General features: G+C 48.0%; 10 protein-coding genes. 8 read left to right on the forward strand and 2 right to left on the reverse strand.

Annotation, left to right across the window (positions count from 1 at the left end; translation table 11 throughout):
- Position 1: 1 nt before the first annotated feature.
- A complete protein-coding gene (locus tag U0358_RS01105; RefSeq protein ID WP_317498131.1) occupies positions 2 to 541 on the forward strand; it encodes a hemerythrin domain-containing protein in 540 nt (179 codons plus the stop codon).
- Here the strand turns inward: U0358_RS01105 and U0358_RS01110 are convergent.
- Complete coding sequence (locus tag U0358_RS01110) at positions 535 to 1,746, reverse strand: murein transglycosylase domain-containing protein (protein ID WP_322406734.1); 1,212 nt, start codon at positions 1,744 to 1,746, stop codon at positions 535 to 537. The two genes, U0358_RS01105 and U0358_RS01110, sit on opposite strands and share 7 nt — an antisense overlap.
- An 86-nt stretch (positions 1,747 to 1,832) precedes the next feature.
- On the opposite strand from U0358_RS01110, the gene U0358_RS01115 reads away from it, so the two are divergent.
- The 5 genes from U0358_RS01115 to U0358_RS01135 are packed head-to-tail and all read left to right on the forward strand — an operon-like array spanning position 1,833 to position 8,941.
- Complete coding sequence (locus tag U0358_RS01115) at positions 1,833 to 4,496, forward strand: M14 family zinc carboxypeptidase (RefSeq protein ID WP_322406735.1); 2,664 nt, start codon at positions 1,833 to 1,835, stop codon at positions 4,494 to 4,496.
- 9 nt (positions 4,497 to 4,505) lie between these two features.
- Complete coding sequence (locus U0358_RS01120; RefSeq protein ID WP_322406736.1) at positions 4,506 to 5,168, forward strand: potassium channel family protein; 663 nt, start codon at positions 4,506 to 4,508, stop codon at positions 5,166 to 5,168.
- Entirely contained in the window at positions 5,165 to 6,535 is a 1,371-nt protein-coding gene (locus U0358_RS01125) for a TrkH family potassium uptake protein (protein WP_322406737.1), read from the forward strand. Before U0358_RS01120 ends, U0358_RS01125 begins: the two co-directional genes overlap by 4 nt.
- A 52-nt stretch (positions 6,536 to 6,587) precedes the next feature.
- A complete protein-coding gene (locus U0358_RS01130) occupies positions 6,588 to 8,480 on the forward strand; it encodes a methyl-accepting chemotaxis protein (protein ID WP_322406738.1) in 1,893 nt (630 codons plus the stop codon).
- 26 nt (positions 8,481 to 8,506) lie between these two features.
- Positions 8,507 to 8,941 (forward strand): DUF4399 domain-containing protein, encoded by a 435-nt coding sequence (locus U0358_RS01135; protein WP_317498137.1) that lies wholly within the window; start codon positions 8,507 to 8,509, stop codon positions 8,939 to 8,941.
- On the opposite strand, the gene dinB is transcribed toward U0358_RS01135, so the two are convergent.
- Complete coding sequence (dinB, locus tag U0358_RS01140; protein ID WP_317498138.1) at positions 8,938 to 10,008, reverse strand: DNA polymerase IV; 1,071 nt, start codon at positions 10,006 to 10,008, stop codon at positions 8,938 to 8,940. The two genes, U0358_RS01135 and dinB, sit on opposite strands and share 4 nt — an antisense overlap.
- 84 nt (positions 10,009 to 10,092) lie before the next feature.
- Here dinB and U0358_RS01145 point away from each other — a divergent pair, with 84 nt between their 5' ends.
- Entirely contained in the window at positions 10,093 to 10,518 is a 426-nt protein-coding gene (locus U0358_RS01145) for a c-type cytochrome (protein WP_416182990.1), read from the forward strand.
- A gap of 221 nt (positions 10,519 to 10,739) precedes the next feature.
- On the forward strand, positions 10,740 to 13,340 hold the full coding sequence (locus U0358_RS01150) for a sensor domain-containing phosphodiesterase (RefSeq protein WP_322406739.1): 2,601 nt from the start codon (positions 10,740 to 10,742) through the stop codon (positions 13,338 to 13,340).
- Positions 13,341 to 13,345: the final 5 nt, after the last annotated feature.

Raw genomic sequence — 13,345 nt, forward strand, 5'->3', positions numbered from 1 at the left:
CATGAGTACTTTCGATGACCGTTTACAGACTGCCGAGCAACAATGGCAGGACGCTTCACCCAAGCATTTGATAGAGCATATTTATCTGCGTTTTCATCAGCGCCATCGCGAACAGCTTCCTGAGTTAAAGCAATTGGCCATGCGCGTTGAAGCCGTTCATGGTGATCACCCCGAAGCCCCGGTTGGTCTGACTGAACACCTGGATAATCTGATGCAGGAGCTGGAAAGCCACATGACAAAAGAAGAGCAAATTCTGTTTCCTTTGCTGTCACGTGGTGTTTATCCGGGCGGGCCAATTTCAGTAATGGAAAGCGAACACGTTCAGCATGAGGGGGAGCTTAATAGAATTGATGAACTGACCAACAACTTAACGTTGCCGGAAGGCGCCTGTGGTACCTGGACAGCTCTTTATAAAGGCTTAAAAGAGCTGCAGGATGACTTGCACGAGCATATTCACCTGGAAAACAACCTGCTTTTTGTCGAAAAGAAAGCATCGCCACCTGAGCACGGTAAAGACTTTTGTTGTGGTTCGTGTCAGTAACCCTGCTTAAAGTACATCACTTTTTCTAAATATCGGCGGCTCTCCGACAACGGATGCTTAGACGTTAAGTCCCGGTAAACAATGCCGGGCTGACTTCGGTTTATAATTTGAACTGCGTTGCTGCGGTTGGAGGAAAAGGTTTTCAGCACATTACCTGCGCCACCGTTGTACGCTGAAACAATTGCGTATTCGCGACTGCGCGGATGTTGCACACCTTTTAGGTACTGGGTGTTCAAAATGTGCAAATAGGCACTGCCAATATCAATGTTCTGAGCCGGATCGAACAATTGTTGAGACGTGGGCTGTCCGGGAATTTTACGAACACGCTCAAACACGTCACGTCCGGCGGTCGATGCCACTACCTGCATTAAGCCGTAAGCGTTAGCGTGGCTCACCGCATAAGGATTAAAGCTACTTTCGGTTTCAATAATGGCATAAATAAGCTCAGGCTCAAGGTTATAGCGTCGCGCTGCGGCTATAACGTAGTCGGCATACTGGTGTTTGCGCAACTCCTGGTGTTCGTCGACTAAAGCAATTTGAACCTCATACACCTGATTGTTTTTAGCGCGCCGGGTGCGCAGCTGGTTTTTCACCAAATACTCGGCAAAGCGATTCGCCCGCCATTCGTATTCGACGACCACATTGTCCTGGTCAACAACTTGCCCGCGCAAAAACGGTTTTCCCGTTTGCTCAGGCTCTTTATCGGTAAAAATATCAACCGCGGTGAGGTCGGTTGGCGTTAACAACGTACGCACAATAGCGGCTTTGAGTTGTTCCCGGGTTTTGGCCGGATCATTGCTGTCATGCAATGTCGCAACTGTCAGCAGGCCCTGCTCAAAATCGACAACGGCTTTGGCATGAAAGTTATCGCTGTATTTAACGTACTTCTTCTCACTGGGAACTGTGTTTTCCTCATCGCCCCAAATGGCTTCAGCAACGGCGCGCAAGTCGCGCAAGGCCTCGCGTAAATCCTCAATGTCGCTAATAAGCTGTTGCGGGTTGCTGCGATAGCTGTGCAAACGCTCACGCGCCATAGATTCCACCACAGCGGTTGGGTCGTTACCGCTAAGCACGCCGGAATTGACCACGCGTTTTACGTTATCAGGTGTTATTTGGCATCCTGCCAAAATTAGCGTTGTGGCTATAGCCGCCAGCAGCGTGGTTAATTGAGTCTTTTTATTCATAGTGCCTAAATTGAGCTTCACTTCCCTTGTTCAAGCTTTTACATTAGAGAGGCATAAAAAGAAACCCTAAGCACAGTTAAAAAGTGCATAAAACAACAGGAATGAAGATGCGCAGTCTCAAATTTGCGGCGCTGATAGCCGCCTCATGGTTAGTCATGCCGACTCAAGCACAACAACTCTCGGGCGAGAGTTCGTTACTCCCCGAAGCGAACTACAGTAATTCAGAAGTCACCGTAGAGCAGGTTTTGGGTTACCCCATGGGCACCAAAATTACCAGCCCGGCGGATATGAGCCGCTATTTTGAAGCATTGCAGCAGGCTTACCCCAAACAAGTAAAGTTGCTTGAGTACGGTAAAAGCTGGGAAGGGCGTACGCTTTATTACGCGGTTATCTCCGGTGAAAAGAACATAGCCGACTTTGACAGCTTTATGCAGGGCATGCAGGCCTTAGCCGACCCACGTAAAACTGATAGTGACGAAGCTGAGCAGTTAATTGACGAATTGCCCGGTAGCATCTGGCTGTCCTATGGAGTTCACGGCAATGAAATTTCTTCCCCTGAAGCGGCAATGATGACGGCCTATCATTTACTGCATGACCAGCGTGAGCAGACCCAACGCTGGTTAGATAACACCATGGTGTTTATTGATCCACTGCAAAACCCGGACGGACGTGCCCGCTTCGTGGATCGTTACTACATGAGTGTTGGGCTTGAGCACTCTGGCGATCGCCGCAGTGCGGAGCACAACGAGCCCTGGCCAAACGGGCGCACGAACCATTATCTGTTTGATATGAACCGTGACTGGATTGCGCTGACTCAGCCCGAAATTAGCGGACAAATTGATGCCTTACTAAAATACTATCCGCTGGTGTTTGTTGACCTGCACGAAATGGGTGGCGACTCCACTTACTATTTCACACCCGAGGCTCGTCCATATAACCCACTGATTACCGAGTCACAACGCGAAACGCTGAACTGGATTGGTAAAAATAACGGCCAGTGGTTCGACGAAAAGGGCTTTGATTATTTTACCCGCGAAATTTTCGATGCTTTTTATCCGGGGTACGGTGCCAGTTGGCCGCTGTATCAGGGCTCGGTAGCAATGACCTACGAAATGGCTTCGGCGCGCGGGCATTTATTTGACCGTGCAGACGGTGACGTACTGACCTACGCCGACGGTGTTCAGCAGCATTTTATAGCGTCTATCTCGACTATTCAGACAGTTTCCGAACGCCGCGAAGCCTTATTGCAGAAGTTCTGGGAGTACCGCAAGTCAGCGGTCGAAGCAGGCGAAGACGGTGATGTCCGTTCTATTATTCTGCCCGCCCAGGATGACCCGGCTGCCGCACGTAAACTGGCCTCATTACTCGTTGAACAGGGCGCGGAAGTGAAGATGGCGGAAAAGGCGTTTGACGTGTGCGGTACTGATTATGAAGCTGGCGCTTATATCATTGATATGGCACAGCCCGCACACCGCATGATACGTACCTTAATGGATAAACAGGTGGATATGGCGGATGACTTTCTGGCAGAGCAGGAGCAGCGCCGTAACAATAACCTGCCGGATCAAATTTACGACGTAACCGGCTGGTCACTGCCGTTAATGTTCAATGTCGACAGCCACACCTGTGATGATTTACCTGACGTCGCCACAGCCTTTGTAGAAGAAGGTCGTATTGAGCCTGGCAAAGTGACTAACCCGGACGCCAAAGTGGCTTTTTTGGTTCGCTGGGGTGACATGAACGCAGGACGTTTTCTTACTGCTGCGTTGCGCGAAGGGCTGGAAATTCGCCAAAGCGAATTAGCCTTCACCCACGAGAGTGCCGGTGAATTCCCTAGTGGCTCATTGATTTTAACCCGCGCTGACAACTCCGATGACTTTCAGGCCAAATTACAAAAGCTCGCTGAGGCGTCAGGCGCAACCGTTGAAGGCGTTGATACAAGCTGGATGACTGAAGGTCCTAACTTTGGTTCGCATAACGTAAGCAAACTTGAAGCACCGAACATAGCTATTGCCTGGGATGAGCCGGTTAGCCCCTACAGTGCCGGGCATACCCGCTTTGTGATTGAACGACAGATGGGGTACCCGGTAACAGCTATTCGTACCATGCAGTTATTGCAAAATGATCTTAATGGTCTGGATGTTTTGATATTACCGCAAGGCGCATACTCCGGCGTATTTAACGACAAAACCGTTGAGAAGATCCAACAGTGGGTACAGGACGGAGGTGTGTTGCTGACCTTAGGCAACGCCTCTGCCTGGGCGGTTGAGACCGGTCTGCTTAATACTCAACTGGAACGCAAAGTGCCGGAAGAAGGTGTTACTGAGCCTGATGAAGAAATTAAAGTAGACGGTAAAGTGATTGAAAGCCGCGAGCAGTTCTTAACGGAAATAAAACCGCACGGCGCTGACCCCGACTGGGTGCCGGGTGCTTTGCTAAATACCGAAGTAGATACAGACCACTGGTTAAGCGCCGGTGTTAAACCGCAGGTTGTGAGTATTTATAACGGTAACGACGTATTTACCCCCATTGATATTGATCACGGTCGCAACATTGCGTGGTTTGCTGGCGCGGATAGCCTGTTAGCCAGTGGCTTTTTGTGGGACGATATAGCTCAGCAATTACCTTACAAACCGCTGTTAATGTGGCAGCCAAGCGGTAAAGGCATGATTATCAGCTTTACTCAGGAACCCACGTACCGTGCCTATATGGACGGCTTAAATACCTTGCTGATGAACGCCTTGTTCCTGGCACCGGCAAAAGCACAATAGGAGTGTGACATGGCAGAATTTGGCGTCATAGGTTTAGGGCGTTTTGGTGCCCGAACTTCAAAAGAACTGCTCGATCTCGGGCATCGTGTCATAGGTGTGGATTCGAACGAAAAAGCCGTTGAAGCAATGGCGGATGTGTTAACGCATTCTGCCATTGCCGATGTGACTGATGAAAAAGCATTGGAAGAACTGGACTTAACCAACTGTGAGGTGGTTCTGGTTGCTATTGGGGAAGATCTGCAAGCCAGTCTATTGTGTGTTTTGCACCTGAAAACAATTGGTGTAGAAGAAATTTGGGCAAAAGCGACCTCTAAATCCCACCATCAAATTTTATCAAAACTGGGTGTAAAGCGTATTATTCACCCGGAAGAAGAAATGGGAATAAGGGTAGCTCAGTCGCTGAATTACCCTATGGTTAATGAATATATGTCGCTCGGGCACAATTGGTTCTGTGTCGAAATTAGTATTGGTGAGTATTTAAAAGGAAAAAACCTGAACGACATCATGCCCGATGACAGTGAGTTCTTTCATGTATTATTAATAAAACGACGTGATGAAGTGACAGTAAGCCCGTCACTATCGATGACTCTGGAAGGTAATGAAACCCTGGTTATGGCGGGCAGTTTAAAAGCGTTAAAGTCTGTTGCACCTAAGCTAAAAGAGCCTTCATGAAACAGTGGGCACCCTCACTAGCCTGGTTATATCGTCGTCCCGGGCGTAAACGACGTAGAGCTTTTAAAGCCAGCCCTCCGGTTATTCTTTCCGGCGGTTTTGCCTGTTTGATTTTACTGGGCACTTTACTATTAAAGTTACCCTTTGCAACTGAACAGCCTATAACCTGGTTAGAAAGTTTATTTACAGCAACCTCAGCCGTTACCGTGACCGGATTAGTGGTTGTCGATACTGGAGCGACTTACACCCCTTTTGGAATGGGTGTTTTGGCTTTGCTGATTCAGGCGGGAGGATTAGGCTTCATGACTTTTGCCGTATTGGCTGCTATTTCAATAGGCGGTCATGTTGGTATTCAGCATCAGATACTGGCAAAAGAGGCTATGCAGCAAACCAGTCTTGCCAGCATTGGTCGTACGGCAAAAGCAGTGGTGTCGCTGGCGCTTATTGTTGAAGCTATAGCTGTGGTTGGTCTGACAATAACCTGGTGGCAGGAAAAAGGTTTCGTGGATGCCTTTGCTGAGAGCATATTTTACGCTATATCCGCTTTTAACAGTGCTGGTTTTGTTTTGTCTCCTAACGGTATTGCGGACTACGCCAGCAGTATTCCGGTTAACCTGATCATCAGCATTTTATTCGTTATAGGTGGTTTGGGCTTTTCGGTCATTACTAATATTTACGAAAAGCGGCGTTGGTATAAATTCTCGGTTTATACTCGCGCTATTTTGTGGGCGACATTAATCATTAATGTATTGTCGGTTGCTATTATCTGGCTGCTGGAAATGAACAACCCGGAAACCTTTGCTAATTTAAGTATTGGTGAGCAGGCGATGGCGGCGTGGTTTCAAGCCACTACGCCTCGCTCCGCCGGCTTTAATTCCGTTAACACCGGAGCAATGACTGACGCCAGTGCAGTCTACACTATGCTGTTGATGCTAATAGGTGGCGGTTCAATGAGTACTGCGGGAGGTATAAAGTTAGGGACGTTTATTGTTTTGTTGGTCGCTACTTATGCCTTTCTTCGTCGTCGTGAGTACGTCACTTTATTGAACCGTACGGTACCTCAAGAGCTGGTTATGAAAGCCCTTGCGGTCACCTTGGTTACCCTTACTTTGATGTTTCTTGGAATCTTTACCCTAATGATTTTGAATCCGCTGCCGTTTATAGATATAACTTTTGAAGTTTTGTCAGCTTCGGCAACGGTTGGACTGTCGCGAGGAATAACTGCAGAAGTGACATCGACAAGTCAGTTGGTATTGGTGTTTTTGATGTTCGCAGGTCGTGTTGGGCCCTTAACTTTGGCGTACTTTTTGGCTACACCCAAAAAACGACATATACGTTTTCCGGAAACCGATATTCAAGTGGGGTAGTTTGTTGATGAACGGAAGACCATAAAAAACAATAACAAGAGAAGCTCCGAAGATGCTGAAAAAATTAAAGTTCACGCAAAAGGTTATTATTGTTGCGTCATTGATACTGGTACTCGTGCTGGGGGTCTTCACGCTGACCAACTTTTTGCAGATGTCGAATCAAACCCGCAGTAATTTGCAGCATCAAATGCAGGCTTTGTCTGACTCAGTATCAAACAATATTTCGCAGTGGTTTAATGACCGCATGAGCATTGTTCAGGCAACCGCCGATGCTTACCGTGTTGATGATTCTACAGATCGTGCTTTAGAGCGGGTTCAACAGTCAAAAGCCGCTGGTAAGTTTAAAAATGTGTATTACGGTCTACTCGACGGTACTTTTCTGCTCGATGACCCCAGCATCGACCTGCCGGACGATTACGATGCCCGCAGCCGCCCCTGGTACCAACTGGCGGTTGATGAGGGGCAGCCAACCTATACCGCACCTTATATTGACGTTACCACCAATGAATTGACCATTACTGCGGTGGTGCCCATGCGTCGAGATGGTCGGCTGGTGGGAGTTGCCGGTGGCGATATGATGCTGGATGAGATTTCTGACATTGTTAACGACATCGATTTTATGGGGCTGGGTTATGCCTTCTTAGTAAGCGGTGATAGAAATATTCTGGCACACCCCAACAAAGACTGGATTGAAAAGTCCGTGAACGATTACGCCGGGCAGCCAGTTTCTTTAAATTCTGATTTTTCCGAATACCGTATTGATGGAGCGGACCGCCTGGTGTCATTCCATAAAATAAAAGGTATTCAGGGAGTTGAATGGTATCTGGGAGTGGTAATTGACCGCGAACAGGCCTACAGCAACGTGTCATCCTTTGCCTGGACCGCCATTGTCTACTTGGTTATTGGCATTGTGGCAGTCGTGGTGTCATTAACCTGGTTGTTGCGCTTATTGCTTAAACCTTTGCGTCGCTTAAATGAGGCCGTAACTGATATGGCCCGCGGAGAGGGTGACTTAACGCAGCGGCTGCCGGTTGAGTCCAGTGACGAGTTTGGTCTTGTTTCACGCCGTATGAACGAGTTTATTGAGAAAATCCAGCAAGCCTTGCTGGAAGTGAATGCGGCCGCACAACAAGTGGAAGGCAATATTCGCAGCATGGTTAAGGCAAGTGACGATTCAATGGAAATTGGCAGTGAACAGGCCGGAAAAGCCAGCTCTGTTGCAACGGCAGTCAATGAACTGGGCGCGAGTGCTAATGAAATTGCCGAGAATGCTGCAAAAGCCTCTGAGCAGGCAAGCTCTGGTACCGAAAAAGCGTCATCTGCCAGAGATTCTTTGCAACACAACCGACAACAAATTCAGCACTTGTCTGAACGTATGGATGCCTCCAGCCAGGCAATTCATACCCTGGATGAGGACACACAGAACATTGGTAAGATCATTGAGGTTATTAAAGGCATTACTGAGCAGACCAACTTGCTGGCTCTAAATGCGGCTATTGAAGCGGCACGAGCAGGGGAAGCCGGTCGCGGTTTTGCGGTGGTAGCGGATGAAGTGCGCAGCCTGGCTCAGCGGACTTCGTCGTCGGCAGGCGAAATAGAGACAATGATAGAGCGGGTTCGAGCCGGCACGCGCAGTGTTGTCCAGGTTATTCAGGAAAGTCAGGAAATAAGCAGTGCCTGTGTGTTAAGCGCGGAAGAGTCTGCTGACCACATGTCTGAAATTAACGCTATTATTGTAACTATTGATGACGTGAACCACTCAGTGGCCTCGGCAACAGAACAGCAGACTTCAGTGATCCAAACGCTTGATCGTGACATTATGGATATTAGCAGTATGAACGATCAGAGTGTCGACAATCTAAATAATACCAAGCAGGCTTGTCGCGAGCTAAATACGGCCTTTGAACGCTTGGAACAATTGGTGACACAGTTTAAACTGAATTGATCGAAATCAACTATTGGAGCAAACCTATGAACAAAGCATGGATGATTGGCGCCATAGCACTACTTGGCGGACCTGTTCTGGCAACAACGGCTCAGGCAGTAGAACGTACAGAAGCATCAGAGCAAGCCCAGGCTTATATTATTTCTCCGCAAAACGGGGAAGTGGTTGGTAAAACCTTTAAAGTGAAGTTTGGCTTAAGCGGTATGGGCGTAGCGCCTGCTGGTGTCGATGTGGAGAATACCGGACATCACCATTTGATGATTGATAAAGACGAACTGCCAGCCATGGACAAGCCTATGGGCGGCGACGTGACTCACTTTGGTGGTGGTCAGACAGAAACTACCGTGACTCTAGAGCCGGGTGAACACACGCTACAAATTATCTTAGGTGATAAGAACCACGTACCGCATAATCCGGCCGTGGTGTCAGAAAAAATCACTATTACAGTGACAGACGACTAATCCAGCTCAAGTTCGAGTTGTAACTGCTCGTTGGGGTCAGGCAATGTTGCACTGATCCCCAACAGCCTTACCCCTTTCCCTTTTCCACGCTGCCAGGCTTCATCTAATAACTGATAAAACAGGCTGGGTGAAATAAACTGAGAACTGCGGGAGACCGTTGTTTGTGTGAAGTCCGAGAATTTCAGCTTTAGTGTCTGGCTACGAATGGGCTGCTCACGCCAGTGAGTGATTTTCATTCGTTGACGCAGTTTCGGTAATAAATTGTCCTGAACATAAGCCTGAGCTGTCGATTCCAGTCGCATATCCGTTGCTAAGGTTTGTTCAACTCCGACACTTTTGCGAATACGCTCTGTAACAACTTCGCGGCGGTCCCGGCCATGGCAGCGCTCAAATAGAACATACCCGGCTTTATCACCAAGAATGGCCTGCAATTGCTGCAGTTCGATATTCTGGATATCTTTTCCTGTAGAGAGCCCATAGTTAGTGAGCACTTGCTGACTTTTGGGTCCGACACCGGGAATTTGTTTGAGGTTTAATGTCGCAATGTAGTCCATAACTTCCGCCGGACGAACCACAAACTGACCATCGGGTTTGCGCTCTTCGCTGGCAATTTTGGCCACCATTTTCTGATTAGAAATGCCGGCAGAGCCGGTTATTCCCAGCGTTTTAATTTGGTCACGAACAAAATTCATGGCCAAAGTTGCGCTGCCTTTAAAGCCTTCCAAATGAGTTAAGTCCAGATAAAACTCGTCGATAGAAGCCGGTTCAATGCGGGGTGTGAGTTCATGCAGAATATCCAGAACCTTATTGGACAGTTCGCGGTAGTAGTTGCCGTCGGGTCGTATAAAGGTTAATTGCGGGCACAAACGGCGGGCATGACTACCCGGCATCGCACTTTTAACCCCAAACTGACGAGCCAGATAATTTGCCGTTGCAACAACCCCCCGTTCCCCACCGCCGCCGACAGCAAAAGGGCGTGTTTTCAGGCTTGGATCGCGTAATTCTTCTGCCGAAGCAAAGAACGCATCCAAATCCAGCAAAGCTATTTTGCGAGCAATTTCAGCCAAGTGTTTATCCTTTGCACATTTGGGGTTATAATCGCATTCACTAACTGGGCGTGCAAGAACACCAGCCATTTGTAGGAGAAACCAGTGAAAGCTATGAATTCATTTTTCGTTAAGAGCGTTTTAGGCACCATTTCAATGCTGTTTGCGCTAACTATCAGTGCAGCATCAGTGCAGGATGATATGTCCCGTGAAGCGATCGCTGAGCGTATTAAGCCTTTAGGTAAGCACTATGTGGCTGGTGAAAGCAGTGCCGCTGAAGAAAGCAGCGGACCGCGTTCAGGCCAGCAAGTTTATGATAAGTACTGTACAGCCTGCCATACCAGCGGTGTTATGGGAGCTCCTAAAATTAACGAAGCGTCTGACTGGGAAGAGCGTTTAGACCAGGGCATGGAAACGGTATTGAAGCACGCAGTTGAAGGCTTTAATGCCATGCCGCCTAAAGGAACCTGTAGCGACTGCTCAGAAGAAGAAATTCAAGCAGCAATTGATTACATGACTGAAGAAATTTAGTTGCGTTAGCAATTGCAGTAAAAAAGGCCACCACTCGGTGGTCTTTTTTTGTGTCAATCGACGTTAATTTTTCCTAGTAACTTCCCTCGCTAATTAATTTTTAACCAAATCTTTTCTATTTTTTGACACCAGTCTATACTGTACGACTGTTAGTAAAAACAACAAGTGTTAATTAAATGTATTTCGCGGCAAGGAGTGTCAGTGCCTAAGGGTGAACCTGAATGACAGACTGTACGGATAGCGAGGAACAGCTTCAGATTATAAAAACTGAAAATGAACGCTTGCATAAGGTCATCGCCCGTCTAAAGGGGTTGACCCAAAAGTACCGGTCTGCTGAAGTCGTACAAAAAGCGCTGTTTCGAATCTCGGAACTGGCGGCTTCTGCGCGCGAAATGGATAACTTTTATCAGTCTCTGCATGAAATCATCGGTGAGCTGATGTACGCCCGCAACTTTTACATCTGCCTTTATGAACCTCAGGAAGAACTGGTTGACTTTGTCTATTTTGTTGACGAAATTGACCAAGACACCATATTCGAACGCATTCCGATTGATCAGCTCAGTAAAGGCTTAACGGGTTATGTTCTGCGAAAAGGGCAGTCTTTGCTTTGCCCTCCGGAAGTGTATCAGCGCTTAATTGATAACGCCGAAATAGAAGGTTTAGGGGCAGAGCATCAGGACTGGTTAGGTGTTCCGTTAAAACGTGGTGACGTGACCATAGGTGTTATGGTGGTGCAGAGCTACAGTGCCAACGTTCGTTATGACACCTCAGATGAAGATTTGCTTACCTTTGTATCGCAACACGTGGTGAATGCCTTAGAGCGTTTAAAGCAGCGCGACTTAATGCAAAGCGAAATAGAACACCAGACAGCCGAACTACGCCACGCGAATGAAAGCTTAATGAGCGAGATTACCATTCGTGAAAGGGCCGAGCAGCAAACCTCGGTGCTTTTTGCTATTTCCGAGCTGACCAATACCTCTGACGATATGAATGCCTTTTATCGTCAGTTGCACAGACAAATCGGTAAATTGATTCACGCCGACAACTTCTTTGTCGCGCTTTTATCAGACGATAAAAAGTTTATACATTTTCCTTACCATGTGGATGAAACAGGCGCTAAAGCCGAACGCCGACGAGTCGGCAAAGGCCTAACCGAATACGTTATTAAAATGCGTGAACCGGCCTTTATCGACGCTCCGGTGCGTCAAAAGCTGCTGAAGAAAAACGAAATAGAGCTAGGTTACGGTGGTATGAAACTGGCTAAGCAATGGCTCGGTAGCCCGTTAATGATGAACGGGCAGGTGTTTGGGGTTATTGCGGTTCAGACCTACGACGGCGACTTTTTATACCATAGCGATGATTTAGAACTGCTGAACTTTGTTTCACAGCATGTTGCCGTGGCTATTGACAGAAAACGCTCAGCCGAAGAAATACAACGCGTAAACCAGTTCCTCGAAAAGAAAGTGGCGGAGCGTACCGAAGAGCTGGTGTCCGAAATAGAACGACGGAAAAAAACCGAATCCAGCTTATTCCACGCAGCGCACCACGATAATCTGACCGGCCTGCCTAACCGCATATTGTTCAATGAACGTTTGCAGCAGGCTGTGGCGCATAAACGACGGCACCCTGAGCACCATTTTGCGGTGCTATTTGTTGACCTGGACCGCTTCAAAAACATAAACGACACGCTCGGGCACTCTGCCGGCGATGAGTTCTTGTTGGAAGTCAGCAAGCGTATTGGTGACTGCGTACGTGACAACGACATGGTTGCGCGCTTAGGTGGTGATGAATTCGTTATTCTGCTGGATACCATTACCAGTATTGATGACGCCAAAGACGTTGCCAAGCGCATGATCCAGCAAATGAGTGAGCCTTTCCATCTGAATGGACAGGAGCATTACTCTGGCGCCAGTATCGGTATTGCCGAGTGTCTGGAAGAGACCGATTCGGCTGAACGGCTGTTGCGCGACGCAGATGCCGCCATGTACCAGGCTAAAGGTATGGGGCGTGGACGCTATGTATTATTTGATGACAGCATGCATGAAAATCTGGTGGACAGTGTTCGTAAAGAAACGGCACTGCGCCATGCTAAAGTTGAGAAAGATTTCGCTGTCAGTTTTCAGCCAATAGTGAATTTTACCTCAGGCGAGGTCCAAGCCATAGAAGCTAAATTGGTGTGGGAAGACCCGCGCTACAGCTTTAACAGTGAAGAGTTGTTACCTCTGGCCGAGCGCACCGGCCTTATTGTGAAACTTGACCGCTTTGCTTTACGGGCAGCCTGCCAGTGGCTTGTTGAAAATAACGTCAGCGCCGACACTATGCTGCACCTGAATTTATCTGTGCGTCATTTATTGAAAACCAGTCACTTGAATGAGCTGGTGAATATCGTGACGGAAAGCGGCGTTAAACCAGAGAGTATCGCACTGGAATTTGATGAAACCGACCTGGTCCGAGACGGCCGCCGGGTACTGGCCAGCTTAAGGCGGCTTTCCGAGTTTGGGTTTAAGCTGGTCATAGACAACTTTGGCAGTGGCTCCGGGCCGCTTCAGTTCCTGTATAACTTCCCGTTTACCATACTTAAGCTGGATCATCATTACATTGCCCGGCTGAGCAGTAATAACCGGGCGCAGGCCATGTTAAAACACATTGTGACCTTGTGTCATGAGCTCGATATTGCTGTTTATGCCGATGGACTGGAAACTGAAACGCAAAAAAATGATGTGGAAAAGCAAGGTGTTATGATAGGGCAAGGCGGCTTCATTGACGAAAACTATGAAGGCACTGTAGCCAAAGACGACGACACCTCTTCCGTATCAGCTTAGTTGTG

The organism is Idiomarina sp. PL1-037 (assembly GCF_034422975.1).
GTDB lineage: Bacteria > Pseudomonadota > Gammaproteobacteria > Enterobacterales > Alteromonadaceae > Idiomarina.

Coding starts and splice junctions, on each gene's coding strand:
- U0358_RS01105 (WP_317498131.1), top strand. CDS start 2: ATGAGTACTTTCGATGACCGTTTACAGACTGCCGAGCAACAATGGCAG.
- U0358_RS01115 (WP_322406735.1), top strand. CDS start 1,833: ATGCGCAGTCTCAAATTTGCGGCGCTGATAGCCGCCTCATGGTTAGTC.
- U0358_RS01120 (WP_322406736.1), top strand. CDS start 4,506: ATGGCAGAATTTGGCGTCATAGGTTTAGGGCGTTTTGGTGCCCGAACT.
- U0358_RS01125 (WP_322406737.1), top strand. CDS start 5,165: ATGAAACAGTGGGCACCCTCACTAGCCTGGTTATATCGTCGTCCCGGG.
- U0358_RS01130 (WP_322406738.1), top strand. CDS start 6,588: ATGCTGAAAAAATTAAAGTTCACGCAAAAGGTTATTATTGTTGCGTCA.
- U0358_RS01135 (WP_317498137.1), top strand. CDS start 8,507: ATGAACAAAGCATGGATGATTGGCGCCATAGCACTACTTGGCGGACCT.
- U0358_RS01150 (WP_322406739.1), top strand. CDS start 10,740: ATGACAGACTGTACGGATAGCGAGGAACAGCTTCAGATTATAAAAACT.